Here is a 19,510-nt window from a genome sequence, read left to right as displayed (position 1 = left end):
ACCATGACCATCCAGTTCCGACCCGACGAAACCTACCGCGACGACTACACCTACGCGAACAGCCCCGAGTGCATCGCCCGTGCGCCCTTCCCCTTCCCGGACGACGAGTACATGTACTCAATGAACCTGGAGCCTCACGTGTCGGTGGGCGACGGTGCGCTGAAGGCCGTCTTCGACATCGATGAGCACTACATCAGCGAGTGCCGTGACCGTGCGATCACGCTGGAGAAAGATCCGGGCATGCACTACGTGTCGGCGCCGCACATGATGGAAGCGCAGTGGGACCTGCTCGAGCTGATCATGGAGTCCTACGCCAGCGACTACCCCGAGTACTTCACTTTGGAGAAGGACGGCACTCGCTGGCACTGGACCAACACGCTGCTGAACATCGATGACACCTTCACCTTCGGTGATCCGTCCACCTTGCCCTATGAGCCAATGGAGTACATCACCCGCCAGGCTCAGGGCGATTGGGTACTGCAGGAAGAGCGTGACGGCACCCTCTACTGGGGCGCCGGTATCGCTACCCAGCGCGCCGACTACTCGCTGCGTTTCAACCTCGGCATGGCCTGGCACGAATTTCACGGCCCGGTGCCGCTGCTGAAAGAAACCGGCATGCTCGACCGTGCGCTGAAGTTCCTTCTGCGTCTGCGCTGCGGCCATCCGGTACGCCGCCTGAACTGGTCGCTGACGGTCAATCCGCGGCTCGATGTCTCTGCCGAAAGCCTGCCGGACTGGGCGCCCGACCGCACTACGGTCACCGCCGAGAACGCCGGCAAGCTGGTTTATCTGCGCATTGAACTGCAACCCCTGCACCGCCTGCCGCGCAGCAACGCCATCGTCTTCCCGATTCGCACTTACCTGCTGAACCTGGAAGACATCGCCACCAACCCAGCCTGGGCCAAACGCATGCACCGCGTGCTCAAGACCCTGAATCAGGAACTGGTGGACTACAAGGGCTTCACCCGGTACCGCGATGCCGCCGTTGAATGGCTCTCGCAGTTTGACGACGGCCGAGATGAGGAGGTGGCCAAGGCTGGATAAGTGCGCATCTCGCTTCACCCATAACAATAAAGGCTCTTCGATGAGCACCGGCGGGCAGCGACCCGCCGCCATGCAAACGACTGCCATTCAAATGAGGAAAACAATATGAGTGGGTCTTCTGCGGCAAGTGCAACCGCTTCTCTCGATCAGGACGCCGAGCAACTGCGTGCGCTCGGCTACAGCTCCAACTTCAACCGTAGTATGAGCCTGTGGGAAAACTTCTCCCTGGGCTTCACCTATCTGTCGCCGGTGGTCGGCGTCTACACCCTGTTCGGCCTCTGCCTCGCGGCAGGTGGTCCGCCGATGTTCTGGTCTTACCTGCTGATTGGCCTCGGCCAGATGCTGGTGTGTCTGGTGTTCGGTGAGGTGGTGTCGCAGTTCCCCATCTCTGGTGGCGTCTACCCTTGGGCGCGACGCCTGGTCGGCAAGCGCTGGGCCTGGATGGTGGGTTGGGTCTATGCCTGGGCGCTGTGCGCCACCATCGCCGGTGTCGCCGTCGGTGCGGGCCCTTACATGGCTGTCATGCTTGGTTTTGACGCCAGCTCAAACGCCAACATTTATATCGCCCTCGGCCTGATTCTGATGTCTACCGCACTCAACCTGGTGGGCACCAAGCTGCTCGCCCGAGTGGCCATGTTCGGCTTCCTCTGTGAACTGGTGGGCGCCATTCTGGTGGGCGGCTACCTGTTGATCTTCGAGCGTCATCAACCGATCAGCGTGCTGTTCAACACCTTTGAGCTCAACGTCAACGGCTCCTACCTGCCAGCCTTCCTCGCTGCCTCCCTGGCGGGCCTGTTCCAGTACTACGGCTTCGAGGCCTGCGGTGACGTGGCGGAAGAAACCCCCAACCCCGGCAAGCGCATCCCCAAGGCCATGCGCATGACCATCTACATTGGTGGTGCTGCGGCCATGTTCGCCTGCCTGGCGCTGATTCTGGCAGTCCCGGACATGCAGAAAGTGATCGCTGGCGAAGATACTGACCCGGTTGCCACCATCCTCGCCAATGCCTTCGGCCCGGTAGGTTCGAAACTGGTGATGGCGGTAGTGATGGTCTCCTTCATCTCTTGTGTACTGAGCCTGCAAGCTGCTGCCAGCCGTTTGCTGTTCTCCTACGCACGTGACGAGATGATCGTTGGCAGCAACCTGCTGAAGCGCTTGTCCGCTAACCATGTACCGTCGTTCGCGCTGGTCGTGAGCGGCGTGATGCCGGCGTGTATTGTCTGCCTTGGCCTGTTCATGGCCGATGCCGTGGCAACCATCGTCGGCTTCGCCGCCATTGGCATCTATGTGGCGTTCCAGTTGATTGTGATCGCTGCACTGATCGCCCGTGGCAAGGGCTGGCGCCCGAGCGGCCAGTTCAGCCTCGGTGGCTGGGGGCTGTTGGTGAACATCGCCGCGCTGATCTACGGTGTTGGCGCCATCATCAATATGGTCTGGCCGCGCAGTCCTGATGCGGCCTGGTACATCAACTACTCGATGATTCTGACCACGGTGGTGGTGATGGGCGCAGGCTTCCTCTACATGCTGCTGGCCAAGCCCTATGACAAAGGTACGGCCCCGGCCGGCGACGCCTGGAAGTTCTCCAAGCCTCTGCCCAAGGCCGCCAACGTTGCTGGCGTGCCAGTGCGTTAAGCCAACGCCTTTATCAAACCTCCCTACTCATGCTGCCCCCCCTTCTCCTTTCAGGGAGAAGGGGCTAAGGCTACCGAAGGACTGAATCATGCAAACCAAACTCCTGATCAACGGCCAACTTGTTGTTGGCGAAGGCCCCAGCATCGCCGTGCTCAACCCGTCCTTGGGGACCGCTCTGGTGGAAATCCCTGAGGCTAGCGCGGCCCAGGTCGATGCTGCCGTGCGCGCCGCCGATGATGCCTTTGCGCTGTGGTCTCAGACTTCGCCGAAGGACCGTTCCACCCTGTTGCTCAAGCTCGCCGATGCCATTGACGCCCATGCCGAGGAACTTGCCCGCCTGGAGTCGCAGAACTGCGGTAAACCCTTCACCGCCGCCTTGAACGACGAGCTGCCGGCCATCGCCGACGTGTTTCGCTTCTTCGCCGGCGCCAGCCGCTGCATGAGCGGTTCGGCAGCAGGCGAGTACCTGCCCGGTCACACCTCCATGATTCGCCGCGACCCGGTGGGCGTGGTTGCCTCCATCGCGCCGTGGAACTACCCGCTGATGATGGCTGCCTGGAAGCTGGGCCCCGCCCTGGCCGCCGGCAACACCGTGGTGCTCAAGCCTTCGGAACAGACGCCGTTGACCGCGCTGAAGCTCGCTGAGTTCATCGCCGACATTTTCCCCGCTGGCGTGGTGAACATGGTGTTCGGCCGTGGGCCGAGTGTTGGCGAGCCGCTGGTCACCCACCCTAGGGTGCGTATGGTCTCGCTGACCGGCTCGGTCGCCACCGGCTCGCGGATCATCAGTAGCACTGCCGATAGTGTGAAACGCATGCACATGGAGCTGGGCGGCAAGGCGCCGGTCATCATCTTCGATGATGCTGATATCGACGCCGCCGTAGAAGGCATCCGCACATTCGGCTTCTACAATGCCGGCCAGGACTGCACCGCCGCCTGCCGCATTTATGCACAGAAAGGTATCTACGAGCAGTTCGTGGCCAAGCTTGGCGAAGCGGTGGGCAGCATCCAGCCGGGCCTGCAGGACGACCCGGCCACCGAACTCGGCCCGCTGATTACCGAGCAACACCTGGAGCGCGTTGAAGGCTTTGTCCAGCGCGCCAGCGCCTTGTCGCACATTCAGGTGGTCACCGGTGGTCATCGTGTCGAAGGCCCTGGCTTCTTCTTTCAACCCACCGTGCTTGCGGGCGCTCGCCAAGACGATGAAATCGTCCGTCGCGAGGTGTTCGGCCCCGTGGTTTCGGTCACGGTGTTTGATGATGAAGAGCAGGTGCTGGGCTGGGCCAACGATTCGGACTACGGCCTGGCTTCGTCGGTTTGGACGTCGGATGTCGGTCGTGCCCATCGCCTGTCTGCGCGCCTGCAATATGGCTGCACCTGGGTGAATACGCATTTCATGCTGACCAGTGAAATGCCTCACGGTGGGGTCAAGCACTCTGGCTACGGTAAGGACATGTCCATGTATGGGCTGGAGGACTACACCGCTGTACGCCATGTGATGTTCAAGCACTGATTGAACTGGTGGTGTCGATAGTGGCCAGCAATGAGGTTGCTGGCCGCTTTCCTTCGTAATTCCGATCTGGAGTGAAGATCATGCAAACAGCATTATCGAGTGCCTGGCATGTTCTCTTGGCCCTCTGGGCTGACCAAGCATTGGTGGCCTGCTGACCATGATGTTGGCCGTGACAAGCAACATGGCGGCGTGCTGCACATTGCCGCCGCTTTCGTCACAGACGTAATGCGACCTCTGCAAAACACCCTGTGTTCAAACTGTTTTGGGGCAGGTTGTAGATACGAGGGCGGTTGCCGCGAAGCGATTGTTCCATTTCTCTAAAGAATGCTTTGCCAACATTGGCATTTATCTAAAAGTTCAGCGGAATAGACTGTACACAGCTTCCAAACAAAGCCGCGAAACGCAGAATACAAAGGGTGTAAGCAAACGACCCTGCCACGTTTCGCAGAGCCTTCAGCCTTACCGATTCCGACTGAAGACGTAGATCGTTTGCATCGTTGGGACACTGTAAAAATGAAACTGTTTACCGCTCTGGTTACCACTGCTTGTGTAATGATCGGCACTCAAATGGCATTCGCTGCCGAAGCACCTGCAGTAGAGCAATACACGTACGGTAGCCACCCTGATATTGCCCACGTGATCCACCAGGATCGTATCCCTGATGTGTGTGGTGTGGTGCAGATGAAAATGACCTACGAAGACCACCAGGGTCAGGTACACACCATGCAGTACGCTGCAATGGGTAACGGTTGCTTTGACAACTAATCGAGTCCCCCGCAAACCCTGAGTTGTTTGCGTGCAAGCAGGATCAAAAAACGCCCCGGTTCAAGGGGCGTTTCTTACTTCGTCAGGAAAACCAACACGTCTTCAGGTGTGCAGCGATGACGGCTATTACTTCTGGTTCATCCATTCGGTATTAAAGTCTCGCGAGTAAAAGAAACCCAGCGCCCGTGGCTTTTTGTCGCCCTGACCCAGGACGATGAACAGTGACGAGGTATAGGGTGGTTTTTCAGGGGCATGCACATTCAAGTGCTTTTCTATTTCCCGAATGCAATCGCTGTGTGTAACCAGAATCAGGTTGTGTCCCGGGCGCTTAGTTTCAAGCGCGGTCTTAAGCATGATGCCTTTGCAGGCGGCGAGCCACTGCTGCGGCTCGACATCATGGTTAAACATGAAGTTCGCGGTTTGCCGGGTTCTTGTCAGGGGGCTGGTAAAGATATCAGCCTGGTCCAGGCCGAGTGTTTGATAATGCTTGCCCAACTTTACGGCGATGTCTTTACCGCGTTTGGTGATGCCATCTGGGGCATCCAGGCACGGCGCACTGGACAGGTCGCAGCGTTCCGCATGGCGAATCACGACAATAGCGTCACCACTGGCCCATGCCGATTTTAGCGGGGCCAGTTGTGCAGCGTTGCTCTGGGCAAGATTGGTCAGCCGGGGGGTTCTGAATAGAAAGTACGAACCGACAATTACGAGCGCGACTGCAAGTACAGTGATAAGCACGTTTCTTGCGCGCTGGTTCGACCCTGTGAAAGACAACGACATAAAGCGGGACCCCATCAAGAGCTAGGCAGATTCAGCCAAGATCTTGCCCGAGGGACCGTGAAGAAACTGTTGTCTCGGCAACTGAAAATCAAGGAATGGTGTTATTGATTTTCTCGCACAGGGTTAAGGGCCGGCATGCCCGGCGCGGCTCACAGCCCCAACTCGCGCAAGCGCCGATACAGTGTTCGCTCACTCATTCCCAACTGTTGGGCCAATTCACTGCGCGAACCTTCAAAGGCTTGGAGTGCTTGTGCCAGTTGGCCAAGGTGATCCTTTTTCCGTCGCTGCGATTGCCCTGCCGTGGCATTGTCAGGTTTCACATCGTCGGGTAAGTGCTCTGCCCTGATGAGGCCATCGTCGGCAAACAAGCGAGCGCGTTCGAGGATGTTTCTCAGCTCGCGAATGTTCCCCGGGTAGGTGTGCAGGCTGAGCCAGTGCATGGCCTGCGGATCTACCCGCGGTGCCTGGGCGCCGGCCATGCGTTGCAACAGGCTGTCGATCAACAGCGGCAGGTCTTCGACCCGCTCGCGCAATGACGGCAGGCGGATCGGAAAGGCACTGATCCGGTAGTAGAGGTCTTCACGGAAGGTGCCGTTGGCAACCATTTCCTTGAGGGGTTTGTGGGTGGCCGAGATCAGGCGGAAGTCCGAGTGAACAGTACGCAGGCTGCCCACCGGGCGGAAGCTGCCTGACTCGATCAGACGCAACAGCTTCACTTGCATTGCCAGTGGTACTTCACCGATCTCATCGAGAAACAGGGTACCGCCATGTGCGGCTTCCGCCAGACCGATCTTGCGTTGCAGAGCGCCGGTAAAGGCGCCCTTTTCATAGCCGAACAGCTCGCTTTCGAACAGTGATTCGGTCAGGCCGGTGCAGTCAACGACCACCAGCGGGCCGTTGGCGCGTGGGCCACTCAGATGCAGCGCACGGGCGAACAGCTCTTTGCCCGTGCCGGACTCACCTTGCAGCAGTACCGGAATCTGTGACGGTGCCGCACGTTGCAGGCTGGCCAGTGCCTGCTTGAACGCTGGCGCCCGGCCAACCAGGCCATGTTGCTGGGGTTGAGCCGAGGCCACGGTGATGCTGGTCAGGCGTTCGACGAACGCGACCACCTCACCCTGCTCATCGAGGATCGGCCGTAGTTCCACATCGACATGTTCCGGACCACGCGGCGTGTGGTGAATATGCAGCATCCGCTCGGGCACACGGCTTTCTCTCGCCTTGCGCATCGGGCAATGCTCGCCGGCCTGATCGCAGGGTACGGCGTAGTGATGGGAGACCTGGTGGCACTTCGCGCCAAGGGTTGATTGGCCTTCTACGCCGAACTGACGTTGGTACGCACTGTTGGCAGCAAGGATGTTGTAGTGAGTATCCAGCACGATGGTGGGCTGAGGGTCATGTTCGAGGTATGACACCAGCGCCTGAACGGCGGGGATTTTCGGGGCAACGGTAATCAACTGAGACATGGCGACACCTGGGCAATCACACCAAGAGCTTACCCGAAGGCGACGAAGACTGCCAAAAACTGCCAGGTACTGCCACATCACTGCCAAATGGCGCGGCAGTCTGTTCGCTGAGGTACAGCCGGGCCCTGTAAACGCGGGGGCTAAGCCTTTCCCGACCGATGGCACATATCTTGATGACAGCCCTGCGACTGCCAGCTATGCCTTACGTTGGCATCAATGGATTTATCGGGAGAAGGTCATGATCATTGGCGGCAACCTGTATGTGGAAGCACTGTTCGACAGCGCGACCTGGACCATCAGTTATCTGGTGATGGATCGCGACAGCGGACACTGTGCACTGATCGACAGTGTGCTGGACTACGATCCCAAGTCTGGCCGTACCGATACGTGCTCGGCGGACAAACTGATTGCGCGGGTGACCGAGTTGGGTGCCAAGGTGCAATGGATTCTGGAAACCCATGTGCATGCTGATCACCTGTCGGCGGCGGCGTACCTGAAAGAGAAGCTCGGTGGGCAGGTCGCCATTGGCAGCCATATCACCCAAGTGCAGAAAGTCTTCGGTGCACTGTTCAATGCCGATAGTCGATTCGCCCGTGACGGCAGTCAGTTTGACGTGCTCTTTGAGGACGGTAGCGAATTCCTGATTGGCGGCTTGCGTGCGCGGGCCATGCATACCCCAGGTCATACCCCGGCCTGCATGACGTACATCGTTGAAGCGGGCGGTGAAATTGCAGCGTTCGTCGGCGATACCTTGTTCATGCCTGACTACGGCACTGCGCGGTGTGATTTCCCCGGTGCAGACGCAGGCACGTTGTACCGCTCGATCAAGCGCATCCTTGCCCTGCCTGACCATACCCGGCTGTTCATGTGCCACGACTACCTGCCAGGCGGTCGCGAGCTGCGTTACATGACCACGGTCGCCGAGCAGCGGGAGAACAACATTCATGTGCATGCAGGTATCAGCGAAGAGGCGTTCGTGGCGATGCGCAAAGCCCGCGACGCGACCCTGGAGATGCCGGTGCTGATCCTGCCCTCGGTGCAGGTCAACATGCGCAGCGGTCAGTTGCCCGAGCCTGAAGACAACGGCGTGCGCTACTTGAAGATCCCGCTCAACGCCATCTGATTCCGGCGCGACAGAATTATTATTTAGGAAACACTGCCATGCTTGCTCAATCATCTTCAACGTCGCCCGCCTGTGCGCACCACAAAGTCCTGATCATCGGTGCCGGCGCAGCAGGCCTTGCCACTGCCTCCAGCCTGATGGCACGCGATTCGTCCCTCGATGTGGCAATCATTGATCCGGCCGAGGTTCATTACTACCAGCCTGGCTGGACGCTGGTCGGAGCTGGCGTGTTCCAGCCCAAGAGCACGGTGCGTAGTATGGCCTCGGCTATTCCCAAGGGCGTGACCTGGATCAAGGGTGCCGCACAGTTCTTCGACCCTCAGGCGCAGACGGTGCAGTTGGAGGATGGTCGGCTGATCAGTTATGCACAACTGGTTGTCTGTCCGGGCCTCAAGCTTGACTGGGATGCGATTGAAGGCCTGAGTGAAACCTTGGGGCGCAATGGTGTGACCTCCAACTACCGTTATGACCTGGCGCCTTACACCTGGCAGCTGGTTCAGCAGTTGGAGAAAGGCAAGGCCCTGTTCACGCAGCCACCGATGCCGATCAAGTGCGCTGGCGCACCGCAGAAGGCCCTGTACCTGTCGTGCGATCATTGGTTGCGCAGCGGCCGCCTGGACAATATCCAGGCACGGTTCTTCAATGCCGGCGCGGTGTTGTTCGGGGTGGCCGACTACGTGCCTGCGCTGATGGAGTACATCGACAAGTATGCGGTCGATCTGAACTACGCCCATCGTCTGGTAGCGGTGGATGGGCCGGCGAAGCAGGCAACCTTTGTGCGTTCCCTGCCTGACGGCAGCAGCGAAACCCTGGTGCAGCCATTCGATATGCTGCATGTGGTGCCCCCGCAAGTGCCGCCGACGTTCATACGTAACAGCCCCTTGTCGGACGCAGCGGGTTGGATCGATGTCGATCCGGCAACCCTGCGCCACCGTCGTTTTGCCAATATCCATGGCCTTGGCGATGCCACCAACACCACGAATGCCAAGACCGCCGCCGCTGCGCGCAAGCAGGCCCCTGTGGTTGCCAATAACGTACTGGTCGCGTTGGGGCGCCTGGCGGATGTCGTGCACTACGACGGATACGGTTCCTGCCCGTTGACCGTGGAGCGCGGCAAGATCGTGTTGGCCGAGTTCACCTATGGCGGCAAGGTTGCCCCAAGCTTCCCTCGTTGGCTGCTTGATGGGCGTAAGCCGACCCGTCTGGCCTGGCTGTTGAAGGAGCGTATCCTGCCGCCGCTGTACTGGCGTTGCATGCTCAAAGGCCGTGAGTGGATGGCCAAGCCGTTACCCGCACCACGTGAGGCCCATCAGTGATCGAGCATGAATTTCTGGGGGCCGGGCTGGGCGCGATCATTGGGGCCATTCTTGCGCTGACCGGTGCTGGCGGTGGCATTCTTGCCGTGCCGCTTCTGGTGTTCGGTTTGGGCTTGTCGATGGCCGAAGCTGCGCCCGTTGGCTTGCTGGCGGTGGGCCTGGCCGCAGGCGTTGGTGCAGTGCTGGGTTTGCGTCAGGGCGTGGTGCGCTACCGTGCAGCGCTGTTCGTTGCCTCGCTTGGGTTGCTCACGGCGCCACTGGGCTTGCTGCTGGCGCATCGGCTGCCCAACGCGCCGTTGGCGTTGGCCTTTGCCGTGGTTCTGATCTATGTCTGCGTGCGGATGTTGCTCAAGGCGCGGCATGAACTGAAAGGGGGGTGTGGATCGCTGCCGCGTGATGTTCAGCCCTGTGTCCTGAACCCTCTGCAGGGGCGCCTGCGGTGGACGTTGCCCTGTGCCCGAGCACTGGCCTTCACGGGCCTGCTCTCCGGGCTGCTGTCGGGTTTGCTGGGGGTGGGCGGTGGCTTTGTAATCATCCCGGCCTTGAGCCGCTACACCAACCTGGAGATGAGGAGCATTGTCGCCACTTCACTGGCGGTGATTGCCCTGGTGTCCGTTGGCAGTGTGGTGAGTGCCAGCCTGGGCGGTGTGATGCATTGGAGCGTTGGCCTGCCCTTTGCCATTGGCGCGGTGGTCGGTTTGGTCATCGTCCGGCAGTTTGCACACAAAGTCGCCGGGCCTCGACTTCAGCAGGTGTTTGCTCTGGTCGGCATTGCCGCCGCCCTGCTGCTCATGGTCAAGACCCTAGGCGCCTGATACGGCGCCCTACTCGGCCAGCAAGGCGCTCTGCTCTTCGGCGCAGAGTGCCAGCAGGTAGTCCCAAACCACTCTCAAGCGTACCGACTTGTGCAGCTCGCGACGGGTGCAGATCCAGTAACTGCGCTGGATGGTTTCGCTGGGCAGCACGCGTACCAGCCCCGGGTCGTGACGGGCCATGTAGTTGGGCAGCACAGCGATACCCAACCCCGCCCGTGCAGCTTGATGTTGAGCGATCACACTGGTGCTGCGGAAAACCACATTCGGGGCTCGACAGAAGCTGTTGAGAAACAGCAGCTCCTGGCTGAACAGCAGGTCGTCTACATAACCAATCCAGTTATGCCGAGCCAGGTCTTCGCGGCAGTTCAAAAGCGGCGCCTGTGCCAGGTAATCAGGGCTGGCATACAGAGCCAGGCGGTAATCAGTGAGCTTGCGGGTGATCAGCAGGTCGGCATTGGGGCGTTCCAGGTGAATGCTGATTTCGGCTTCGCGGTTGAGGATGCTGACGAAGCGTGGCACGGCCACCAACTCCACCTCCAGCCCCGGATAGCGCTCGAACAGGCCCGCCATGCGTGGGGTGAAGAACATGATGCCGATGCCTTCGGTGACGCCCAGGCGAATCTTGCCCAGCGGCGTCATGGCCTGGGTAATTTCTTCCTGGGCCAGCAGGGCAACGTTTTCCATGGCTTCGGCGTGCTTGAGCAGGGCCTGGCCGGACGGGGTCAGTTCGTAGCCTTGGGCATGTTGCACGAACAAGGGGGTGCCCAGGCTTTGTTCGATGCTTTCAATATGCCGGGCCACAGTGCTGTGGGTAGTGTTGAGGCGCTTGGCGGCGGTCAGTAGCCGGCCACTGCGCTGCAACTCGAGAAAAAACCGCAGATCATTCCAGTCGAACATGCTTTTCCTTGTGAATCAGGTATTCACGTGCGTTGTTCTAAAACGCACAGCACTTGAGCGAAATCTAACGTTTTCATCGCGAAATTAATCAATAACATGGTCCGGGACAAGAATAATAAATAGGCGCGAGGTCCCTCATGGCATCAGCCGATCATTCCTACGACTATGTCATCGTCGGCGCTGGCCCTGCCGGCTGTCTCCTGGCCAATCGGCTTTCTGCCGATCCGGGTTGCCGGGTGCTGCTGCTGGAAGCAGGGGGACGCGATAACTATCCGTGGATTCATATCCCTGTCGGTTACCTCTATTGCATTGGTAACCCGCGCACCGACTGGTGCTTCAAGACCCAGGCTCAACCCGGCTTGCAAGGCCGCAGCCTGGGCTATCCACGGGGCAAGGTGCTGGGCGGCTGTTCCTCGATCAACGGCATGATCTACATGCGTGGCCAGGCTCAGGACTATGACCGCTGGGCAGAGGCAGGCAACCCCGGCTGGGCCTGGAAGGATGTCCTGCCACTGTTCAAAACCAGTGAAAAGCATTTTGCCGGTGCCAGCGACGTGCATGGTGCCGACGGTGAGTGGCGGGTCGAACAACAGCGCTATTCTTGGGCGATTCTCGACGCGTTTCGCGAAGCGGCGGCCCAGAGCGGCATTGCCAGCGTGAGTGATTTCAACGGCGGTGATAACCAGGGTTGTGGATATTTTCAGGTCAACCAGCGCTCCGGTGTGCGTTGGAATGCATCAAAAGCCTTTCTGCGGCCGGTTCAGGCGCGGGCCAACCTGACCGTACTGACCGATGTTCTGGTCGACAACCTGGTACTGGAAGACGGGCGTGCCACGGCAGTCAATGCTCGTTGGCAGGGCCACTGGCAACGCTTTACGGCGCGCCGAGAGATCGTTCTGTGTGCTGGCGCGGTCGGCTCTCCAGGCATTCTTCAACGTTCCGGCATCGGTCCACGACTTCTTCTTGAGCGCTTGGGCATCGCTGTACGGCACGAACTTCCAGGGGTTGGCGGCAACCTGCAGGATCACCTGCAGTTACGCCTGATCTACCAGGTCAGCAATGTCCGAACCCTGAATCAGGTCGCCAACAGCCTGTGGGGCAAGGTCGGCATGGGCTTGCGCTACCTGTACGACCGTAGCGGGCCATTGGCGATGGCGCCGAGCCAATTGGGGGCCTTCGTGCGCTCCGGGCCGGAGCAGGCCAGCGCCAACCTGCAATATCACGTGCAGCCGTTGTCACTGGAGCGTTTTGGGGAGCCGCTGCATCGCTTCCCGGCCTTCACTGCATCGGTCTGTAACCTGCGCCCGGCCAGCCGTGGCCGGGTCGACATCGGTTCGGCAGATCCAGCAGCCGCACCAACCATCGATCCCAATTACCTCAGTGACCCGCAGGACCTAAAGGTTGCCGCCCAGGCCATCCGCCTCACCCGGCAGATCGTGCAGGCACCTGCCCTGGCGCCTTTCCAGCCGCGGGAATACCTGCCGGGTTCGGCGCTGCAGACCGAGGAACAGCTGTACGAAGCGGCCGGCAAGATCGGTACCACCATCTTTCATCCGGTCGGTACGTGCCGTATGGGCAGCGGGCCGCTGGATGTAGTGGATGCTCAATTGCGTGTACACGGCGTATCCGGCCTGCGTATCGCCGATGCGTCGATCATGCCGCAGATTGTTTCGGGCAATACCTGCTCGCCGACCCTGATGATCGCCGAGAAGGCGGCACAGCTGATACTCAACAATGCGGTAAGCCCAAGGGGGACCGTTACAGCGGCAGTCGTTACACCCTGATCTGACAGGGTGATGTGGTAAACGGAGCGCCGGATGCAGTCGCCCGGCACCGACAGTGGAACAACAACAATAATCACTGTGGCCTCAAGGCCGAGGACAACAACGATGTCGGACTACATCCAAGAGCGTGGCGCGGCAACGGTGGTGAATAGCCGCCGGGAAGAACGCAAGATCATCTTTGCGTCATCCCTCGGGACGGTTTTCGAGTGGTATGACTTTTTCCTCTATGGCGCCCTGGCGGCCGTCATCAGCAAGCAGTTCTTTGCCGGGGTCAACGACACCACAGCCTTTATCTTCGCCTTGATGGCCTTTGCTGCCGGTTTCCTGGTACGCCCATTCGGGGCGCTGGTGTTCGGCCGCCTGGGTGACATGATCGGGCGCAAGTACACCTTCCTGGTGACCATTGTGCTGATGGGCCTGTCGACCTTTGCCGTGGGCTTGTTGCCGACCTATGCGAGCATTGGCATTGCCGCACCGATCATTCTGGTGGTGTTGCGCATGCTTCAGGGGTTGGCGCTTGGTGGTGAGTATGGCGGCGCCGCGACCTATGTTGCCGAGCATGCCCCGCCCGGCAAGCGTGGCTTCCATACCGGTTTCATCCAGTCCACAGCCACCCTGGGGTTACTGTTGTCCCTGCTGGTGGTGTTGGCCAGCCGTTACGTCAGTGGTGATCAGTTCGAAGTCTGGGGCTGGCGCCTGCCGTTCCTGCTGTCGATTGTGCTGCTGGCGATCTCCACCTGGATTCGCATGAGCATGCAAGAATCGCCGGCCTTCGTGAAAATGAAGGCTCAGGGCAAAACCAGCCGTGCGCCGATTCGCGAGTCCTTCGGTTCCTGGGAAAACCTCAAGGTGGTCTTCACCGCGCTGTTCAGTATCAATGCCGGGCAGGCCGTGACGTTCTACACCGCGCAGTTCTATGTGCTGTTTTTCCTGACCCAGATGCTCAAGATGGACCCTGGCCAGGCCAACACCTTGTTGATCATCAGCGTGGTCATCGGTGCGCCGTTCTTCGTCTTCTTCGGCTGGCTGTCGGACCGGGTCGGGCGCAAGCCGATCCTGATGACAGGCCTGCTGCTGGCCACCCTGCTCTACTTTCCGTTGTTCAAAGCCCTGAGCCATTACGCCAACCCGCAGATCGACGCAGCCAGCCGCCAGGCGCCGATTGTGGTCATTGCCGATCCACAAGGCTGTACCTTCCAGTTCGATCCGGTGGGCAAGGCGCGTTTCGACAGCCCATGCGACAAGGTCAAGACGTTCCTGGTCAAGCAGGGCCTGCCATACAGTTCCGAGACGGCAGCCGCTGGCAGCCCTGTGGTCGTGTCCATTGGCGATCAGCAAATCAGTGGTTTCGATGAAGCGGCGATGCGTGCAGCCATCGACAAGGCAGGTTACCCGGCCAAGGCAGATGCGGCTTCGGTGAACCAGCCGATGGTGGTTTTGCTGATCGTGGTGATGATCCTGATTGCGACCATGACCTATGGCCCGCTGGCGGCGGTGATGGTCGAGCTGTTCCCGACCCGCATTCGCTACACCTCGATGTCGCTGCCTTACCACATTGGCAACGGTTGGTTTGGTGGCTTCCTGCCGACGGTGTCATTCGCCTTGGTGGTGTACACCGGCGATATCTTCTACGGCCTCTGGTACCCGGTGTTGATTACCGGCATTAGCCTGGTGGTGGGGCTGTTCTGCTTGAAAGAAACCCGCGACGTGGACATCGACAAGGTCTGATCTGATGGCATAAAAAAAACCGGCGTAAACGCCGGTTTTTTTATGCCGTGAAAAAACTTATGCACGATTTTCAGAAAACAGTCATACAGAGAAATAAGTATTTAAATTAAGCACTTAGCTCATCGTAGTGGTGATTTATCAAAATACTGTACACAAGTTATCCACAGATCGTCAGTGTGTGCTCTGGGCTTCATTTTGCGCCACGGGCGGCAGGGAGCCCATGTCGCGTTGGGTCTGCTCGTTCCAGGCAGCTGCGCGGTCATTGAGCTCGGCGATAGCCCGTGGCCCGGTGCCTTCGGCCCACATTGGCGCACCGATGACGACCTCGATGGTGCCGGGCAATTTACCCCAGCCTTCCTTGGGCCAGTACTTGCCAGCGTTGTGGGCGATCGGCAGCACCGGCAGCCCGGCATTTACCGCCAAGGCGGTACCGCCACGGGAGAACTTGCCGATGGTGCCAAATGGCACACGGGTGCCTTCCGGGAAAATCAGGACCCAGATGTTTTGCTTGAGTAGCTTGTCACCTTCGCTGGCGACCTGTTTCAACGCGGCCTTGGGGTTGTCGCGATCAATGGCAATGGGCTTGAGCATGGCCATCGCCCAGCCAAAGAACGGTACATAAAGCAGTTCGCGCTTGAGCACCTGGCTCAAGGGCTGGAAATAGGCGGAGAGGAAAAAGGTCTCCCAGGTGCTCTGGTGATTGGAAAGAATCACACAGGGCTGTTCAGGAATGTTCTCAGCCCCGGTTACCTTGAACCGTATACCGAGAAAAACCCGAACCAGAAGCAGTGCGAAGCGGCACCAATACACGTTGATGAAACGGTATCGGGCGCGGAACGACAGGAACGGCGCAATAAAAAAGCTCAGGGTGCACCAGAGCAAGGAGCTGGTACCCAACAGCAGGTAAAAAAGAAAGATTCTGATCGCCTGCAGGATCGACATAGCGGCATGTACCGTTGCGGGCTCGCCCGCCTGTTGGAGTGCACCGGGGGAACGCTCGTCGCAGAACCACTACTGCGGTCCTGGAGGCGACGAATATTCGGCGGCGCTCTACGTGTGGATAAGTGCTCTGGCGACGGCCGCCAGATCCTCGAAAACCAAGGTGCCTGCTGGTAGCCCTTTGCTCAGGGTCCGTTCACCCTTCCCGGTTTTTACCAGAACGGGTTGTGCATCGACGGCCAGCGCAGCCTCCAAGTCACCCTTGCTGTCACCGACAAACCAAAGTCCGGCCAATTCCACGGCATAGTGCGCAGCAATGGTCTTGAGCATACCCGGCTTCGGCTTGCGACAATCGCAACCGTCATCCGGGCCGTGCGGACAATGGACTATCAGGCCGACCTCGCCACCCTGCTCGGCCACCAGGCCGCGCAAGCGTTCATGCATGGCGTCGAGAGTGGCCGTGGGGTAGTAGCCGCGTGCGATGCCGGACTGGTTGGTGGCGACTGCCACCGTCCAGCCGGCTTTGCTCAACTGCGCGATCGCTTCGATCGAGCCGGGGATCGGTATCCACTCCTCCACCGACTTGATGTACGCGTCGGAGTCCTCGTTGATCACCCCGTCCCGATCGATAATCAGCAGTTTCAAGGCTTACCCCAGCAGCGAGATGTCAGCTACGCCCAGGAACAGACCGCGCAGGCGGCTGAGCAAGGCATAACGGTTGGCCCGCACTTTGGCGTCTTCGGCGTTGACCATCACTGCCTCGAAGAAGGCATCGACCGGTTCACGCAGGGCTGCCAGACGTGCCAGCGACTCGCTGTACTGACGCGCTGCGGCCATTGGCTGCACCGCTTGATCGGCTTGCTGAATCGCCGAGTACAGGGAGAACTCGTTGGCGTTGTCGAAGTACTTCGGCTCGACGTGGTGGGCAACCGTGCCTTCGGCTTTGCTCAGCAGGTTGGAAACCCGCTTGTTCACGGCGGCCAGGGCTTCGGCTTCCGGCAGCTTGCGGAAGGCCTGAACGGCTTGCACGCGCTGGTCGAAGTCCAGTGCGGAACCGGGCTTCAATGCACGAACCGACAGGTAGGTGGCGACGTCGATGCCTTCGTCTTCGTAACGTGCACGCAGGCGGTCGAAGATGAACTCCAGCACCTGATCGGCCAGGCCAGCGGCTTTGACCGTGTGGCCGAACTGGGCCACGGCGAAGGCCACGGCATCGTTCAGGTCCAGGTCCAGCTGCTTCTCGATCAGGATACGCAGCACACCCAGCGCGGCACGGCGCAGGGCATAGGGGTCCTTGCTGCCGGTTGGCAGCATGCCGATGCCAAAGATACCGACCAAAGTGTCGAGCTTGTCGGCGATGGCCACGGCTGCGCCGGTCAGGGTCGACGGCAACTCGGCACCTGCGCCGCGCGGCATGTACTGTTCGTTCAGGGCCAGGGCGACATCTTCCGGCTCACCGTCGTTCAGTGCGTAGTAGTAACCGGCCACGCCTTGCATCTCGGGGAACTCGCCGACCATCTCGGTGGCCAGGTCGCACTTGGACAGCAAACCAGCACGGGCGGCACGCTTGGCATCGCCACCGATATGCGGGGCAATGAAGGCGGCCAGCTTGGCTACGCGCTCGGCTTTGTCGAAGACACTGCCCAGTTGGGCCTGGAAGACGACGTTCTGCAGGCGCAGGTTGAAGCTTTCCAGGGACTGCTTCTTGTCTTGCTTGAAGAAGAACTCGGCGTCGGTCAGGCGTGGGCGCACGACTTTCTCGTTACCCTGGATGATCTGCTTCGGATCACGGCTCTCGACGTTGGCCACGGTGATGAAGCGCGGCAGCAGCTTGCCGTCGATGTCCAGCAGGCAGAAGTACTTCTGGTTGTCCTGCATGGTGGTGATCAGGGCTTCCTGTGGCACTTCGAGGAAGCGTTCCTCGAACGAGCAGACCAGCGGCACTGGCCATTCAACCAGCGCGGTCACTTCGTCGAGCAGTGCCGGTGGCACGATCGCGGTGCCTTCCTGCTGCATCGCCAGCTCGGCGGTACGTTTGCTGATCAGCTCACGGCGCTCGGCGAAGTCGGCCAGTACGTAGGCCTTGCGCAGGTCTTCCTGGTAGCTGGCCGGCGAGCTGATGCGTACGTTTTCCGGGTGGTGGAAACGGTGGCCACGGGATTCACGACCGGCTTTCTGGGCAAGTATGGTGCAATCGACCACTTCATCGCCCAGCAGCATGACCAGCCACTGGGTTGGACGGACGAACTCTTCCTTGCGCGCGCCCCAACGCATGCGCTTGGGAATCGGCAGGTCGTTCAGCGAGTCTTCAACGATGGTCGGCAGCAGGCTGGAGGTGGCCTTGCCCGGAATGTGCTGGGAGAAGCGCAGCTTGGCGCCGCTCTGGTCGATTTGCGCCAGCTCTACGCCGCACTTCTTGGCGAAGCCCAGGGCCGCCTGGGTCGGGTTGCCTTCGGCATCGAACGCGGCCTGGCGCGGTGGGCCATCGACATTGATGCTGCGGTCAGGCTGCTGGGTATCGAGTTGACGGATCAATACCGCCAGGCGACGTGGTGCGGCGAACACGACCTTGTCGCTGTAGTTCAGGCCGGCAGCTTGCAGGCCTTTTTCGATACCGGCGAGGAAAGCGTCGCCCAGGGCGCTCAGGGCCTTGGGTGGCAGTTCTTCGGTGCCCAGTTCAACCAGGAAATCTTGAGCACTCATTGTGCAGCCTCCAGCTTAGCCAACACTTCATCACGCAATTCAGGGGATGCCATCGGGAAGCCCAGCTTGGCGCGGGCTTGCAGGTAGCTTTGTGCCACGGCCCGGGCCAGGGTCCGTACACGCAGGATGTAACGCTGACGCTCGGTTACCGAGATGGCGCGGCGGGCGTCGAGCAGGTTGAAGGTATGCGATGCCTTGAGAACCATTTCATAGGTTGGCAGCGGCAGTTCCAGCTCGATCAGGCGGTTGGCTTCGCTTTCGTAGAAGTCGAACAGCTCGAACAGCTTCTCGACGTTGGCGTGTTCGAAGTTGTAGGTCGACTGCTCCACTTCGTTCTGATGGAACACGTCGCCGTAGGTCACCTTGCCGAACGGGCCGTCGGTCCAGACCAGGTCGTAGACCGAGTCGACACCCTGCAGGTACATCGCCAGACGCTCCAGGCCATAGGTGATCTCACCGGTGACCGGGAAGCACTCGATACCGCCCACTTGCTGGAAGTAGGTGAACTGGGTGACTTCCATGCCGTTGAGCCAGATTTCCCAGCCCAGACCCCAGGCGCCGAGGGTCGGCGATTCCCAGTTGTCTTCAACGAAACGAATGTCGTGGACCAGTGGGTCAAGACCGATGGCTTTCAGCGAGCCCAGGTACAGTTCCTGGAAGTTCGCCGGGTTCGGCTTGAGCACCACCTGGAATTGGTAGTAGTGCTGCAGGCGGTTAGGGTTTTCGCCATAACGGCCGTCAGCCGGGCGACGGCTTGGCTGTACATAGGCGGCGTTCCAGGTTTCCGGGCCGACGGCGCGCAGGAACGTGGCGGTATGGAAAGTGCCGGCGCCTACTTCCATATCGTAGGGCTGAAGTACCACACAACCTTGCTCGGCCCAGTAGTTCTGCAGGGCGAGAATCAAGTCTTGGAAGGTACGCACGGCTGGCGTAGGCTGGCTCACGAAATTCACCTGTTTCTAGGGCTGCGAATATAAAGAGCGGGAGTATAACCCGATTCTTGCG

General features: G+C 59.9%; 16 protein-coding genes. 9 read left to right on the top strand and 7 right to left on the bottom strand.

Translation table 11 applies throughout. From position 1 onward, the window contains the following. Positions 1–3 precede the first annotated feature (3 nt). The 4 genes from CYD26_RS15415 to CYD26_RS15400 all read left to right on the top strand — a co-directional run bounded on the left by CYD26_RS15415 (position 4) and on the right by CYD26_RS15400 (position 4,954). Entirely contained in the window at positions 4–1,044 is a 1,041-nt protein-coding gene (locus CYD26_RS15415; RefSeq protein ID WP_102053017.1) for a DUF3445 domain-containing protein, read from the top strand. Between the two features lie 105 nt (positions 1,045–1,149). Then, positions 1,150–2,676: an APC family permease gene (locus tag CYD26_RS15410; protein ID WP_102053016.1), complete on the top strand. Its 1,527-nt coding sequence runs from the start codon at positions 1,150–1,152 to the stop codon at positions 2,674–2,676. 88 nt (positions 2,677–2,764) lie between these two features. Beyond that, on the top strand, positions 2,765–4,189 hold the full coding sequence (locus CYD26_RS15405) for a gamma-aminobutyraldehyde dehydrogenase (RefSeq protein WP_102053015.1): 1,425 nt from the start codon (positions 2,765–2,767) through the stop codon (positions 4,187–4,189). A 513-nt stretch (positions 4,190–4,702) separates the two neighbouring features. Then, complete coding sequence (locus CYD26_RS15400) at positions 4,703–4,954, top strand: DUF2790 domain-containing protein (protein WP_065760494.1); 252 nt, start codon at positions 4,703–4,705, stop codon at positions 4,952–4,954. Positions 4,955–5,080: 126 nt separating this feature from the next. On the opposite strand, the gene CYD26_RS15395 is transcribed toward CYD26_RS15400, so the two are convergent. Both CYD26_RS15395 and CYD26_RS15390 read right to left on the bottom strand, forming a co-directional pair. Next, positions 5,081–5,734, bottom strand: a complete 654-nt coding sequence (locus tag CYD26_RS15395) for a histidine phosphatase family protein (RefSeq protein ID WP_158240132.1) — start codon at positions 5,732–5,734, stop codon at positions 5,081–5,083. 149 nt (positions 5,735–5,883) lie between these two features. Then, complete coding sequence (locus CYD26_RS15390; RefSeq protein ID WP_099773219.1) at positions 5,884–7,200, bottom strand: sigma-54-dependent Fis family transcriptional regulator; 1,317 nt, start codon at positions 7,198–7,200, stop codon at positions 5,884–5,886. Between the two features lie 238 nt (positions 7,201–7,438). On the opposite strand from CYD26_RS15390, the gene CYD26_RS15385 reads away from it, so the two are divergent. Genes CYD26_RS15385 through CYD26_RS15375 form a run of 3 tightly spaced genes read left to right on the top strand, consistent with a single transcriptional unit; the run spans position 7,439 to position 10,454 of the window. Beyond that, on the top strand, positions 7,439–8,323 hold the full coding sequence (locus CYD26_RS15385; RefSeq protein WP_065760491.1) for an MBL fold metallo-hydrolase: 885 nt from the start codon (positions 7,439–7,441) through the stop codon (positions 8,321–8,323). Between the two features lie 38 nt (positions 8,324–8,361). Beyond that, positions 8,362–9,639, top strand: a complete 1,278-nt coding sequence (locus CYD26_RS15380) for an FAD/NAD(P)-binding oxidoreductase (protein ID WP_065760490.1) — start codon at positions 8,362–8,364, stop codon at positions 9,637–9,639. Next, the gene (locus CYD26_RS15375) at positions 9,636–10,454 is read left to right on the top strand and encodes a sulfite exporter TauE/SafE family protein (protein ID WP_102053013.1); all 819 of its coding nucleotides are present in this window, start codon (positions 9,636–9,638) and stop codon (positions 10,452–10,454) included. The genes CYD26_RS15380 and CYD26_RS15375 overlap by 4 nt, the downstream gene beginning before the upstream one ends. A 9-nt stretch (positions 10,455–10,463) precedes the next feature. Here CYD26_RS15375 and CYD26_RS15370 read toward each other — a convergent pair whose 3' ends face one another. Then, positions 10,464–11,351 carry a LysR family transcriptional regulator gene (locus tag CYD26_RS15370; RefSeq protein WP_065760488.1) on the bottom strand — a complete coding sequence of 296 codons (888 nt, stop codon included), beginning with the start codon at positions 11,349–11,351 and terminating at the stop codon, positions 10,464–10,466. 137 nt (positions 11,352–11,488) lie between these two features. On the opposite strand from CYD26_RS15370, the gene CYD26_RS15365 reads away from it, so the two are divergent. Next, complete coding sequence (locus CYD26_RS15365; protein WP_102053012.1) at positions 11,489–13,135, top strand: GMC family oxidoreductase; 1,647 nt, start codon at positions 11,489–11,491, stop codon at positions 13,133–13,135. A gap of 105 nt (positions 13,136–13,240) precedes the next feature. Continuing rightward, positions 13,241–14,863, top strand: coding sequence for an MFS transporter (locus CYD26_RS15360; protein ID WP_102053011.1), 1,623 nt, complete (start codon positions 13,241–13,243; stop codon positions 14,861–14,863). Positions 14,864–15,034: 171 nt separating this feature from the next. Here the strand turns inward: CYD26_RS15360 and CYD26_RS15355 are convergent, their stop codons facing one another. From CYD26_RS15355 to glyQ, 4 genes are all read right to left on the bottom strand, one after another. Next, positions 15,035–15,805: a 1-acyl-sn-glycerol-3-phosphate acyltransferase gene (locus CYD26_RS15355; RefSeq protein ID WP_065760485.1), complete on the bottom strand. Its 771-nt coding sequence runs from the start codon at positions 15,803–15,805 to the stop codon at positions 15,035–15,037. Between the two features lie 108 nt (positions 15,806–15,913). After that, on the bottom strand, positions 15,914–16,447 hold the full coding sequence (gmhB, locus tag CYD26_RS15350) for a D-glycero-beta-D-manno-heptose 1,7-bisphosphate 7-phosphatase (RefSeq protein WP_065760484.1): 534 nt from the start codon (positions 16,445–16,447) through the stop codon (positions 15,914–15,916). A 3-nt stretch (positions 16,448–16,450) separates the two neighbouring features. Then, positions 16,451–18,505: a glycine--tRNA ligase subunit beta gene (glyS, locus tag CYD26_RS15345; protein WP_102053010.1), complete on the bottom strand. Its 2,055-nt coding sequence runs from the start codon at positions 18,503–18,505 to the stop codon at positions 16,451–16,453. Then, positions 18,502–19,449, bottom strand: coding sequence for a glycine--tRNA ligase subunit alpha (glyQ, locus tag CYD26_RS15340; RefSeq protein WP_099773224.1), 948 nt, complete (start codon positions 19,447–19,449; stop codon positions 18,502–18,504). Before glyQ ends, glyS begins: the two co-directional genes overlap by 4 nt. Positions 19,450–19,510 lie beyond the last annotated feature (61 nt).

The organism is Pseudomonas sp. FFUP_PS_473, from assembly GCF_002858665.1.
GTDB classification, from domain to species: Bacteria; Pseudomonadota; Gammaproteobacteria; order Pseudomonadales; family Pseudomonadaceae; genus Aquipseudomonas; species Aquipseudomonas defluvii.
This window is presented reverse-complemented; position numbering and strand designations above follow the sequence as displayed.

Excerpts from the sequence above, each read along its gene's own strand:
- CYD26_RS15380 (WP_065760490.1), top strand. The coding sequence starts at position 8,362 with ATGCTTGCTCAATCATCTTCAACGTCGCCCGCCTGTGCGCACCACAAA.
- CYD26_RS15370 (WP_065760488.1), bottom strand. The coding sequence starts at position 11,351 with ATGTTCGACTGGAATGATCTGCGGTTTTTTCTCGAGTTGCAGCGCAGT.
- CYD26_RS15360 (WP_102053011.1), top strand. The coding sequence starts at position 13,241 with ATGTCGGACTACATCCAAGAGCGTGGCGCGGCAACGGTGGTGAATAGC.
- CYD26_RS15415 (WP_102053017.1), top strand. The coding sequence starts at position 4 with ATGACCATCCAGTTCCGACCCGACGAAACCTACCGCGACGACTACACC.
- CYD26_RS15390 (WP_099773219.1), bottom strand. The coding sequence starts at position 7,200 with ATGTCTCAGTTGATTACCGTTGCCCCGAAAATCCCCGCCGTTCAGGCG.
- CYD26_RS15365 (WP_102053012.1), top strand. The coding sequence starts at position 11,489 with ATGGCATCAGCCGATCATTCCTACGACTATGTCATCGTCGGCGCTGGC.
- glyS (WP_102053010.1), bottom strand. The coding sequence starts at position 18,505 with ATGAGTGCTCAAGATTTCCTGGTTGAACTGGGCACCGAAGAACTGCCA.
- CYD26_RS15410 (WP_102053016.1), top strand. The coding sequence starts at position 1,150 with ATGAGTGGGTCTTCTGCGGCAAGTGCAACCGCTTCTCTCGATCAGGAC.
- CYD26_RS15395 (WP_158240132.1), bottom strand. The coding sequence starts at position 5,734 with ATGTCGTTGTCTTTCACAGGGTCGAACCAGCGCGCAAGAAACGTGCTT.
- CYD26_RS15400 (WP_065760494.1), top strand. The coding sequence starts at position 4,703 with ATGAAACTGTTTACCGCTCTGGTTACCACTGCTTGTGTAATGATCGGC.
- CYD26_RS15355 (WP_065760485.1), bottom strand. The coding sequence starts at position 15,805 with ATGTCGATCCTGCAGGCGATCAGAATCTTTCTTTTTTACCTGCTGTTG.
- CYD26_RS15385 (WP_065760491.1), top strand. The coding sequence starts at position 7,439 with ATGATCATTGGCGGCAACCTGTATGTGGAAGCACTGTTCGACAGCGCG.
- CYD26_RS15405 (WP_102053015.1), top strand. The coding sequence starts at position 2,765 with ATGCAAACCAAACTCCTGATCAACGGCCAACTTGTTGTTGGCGAAGGC.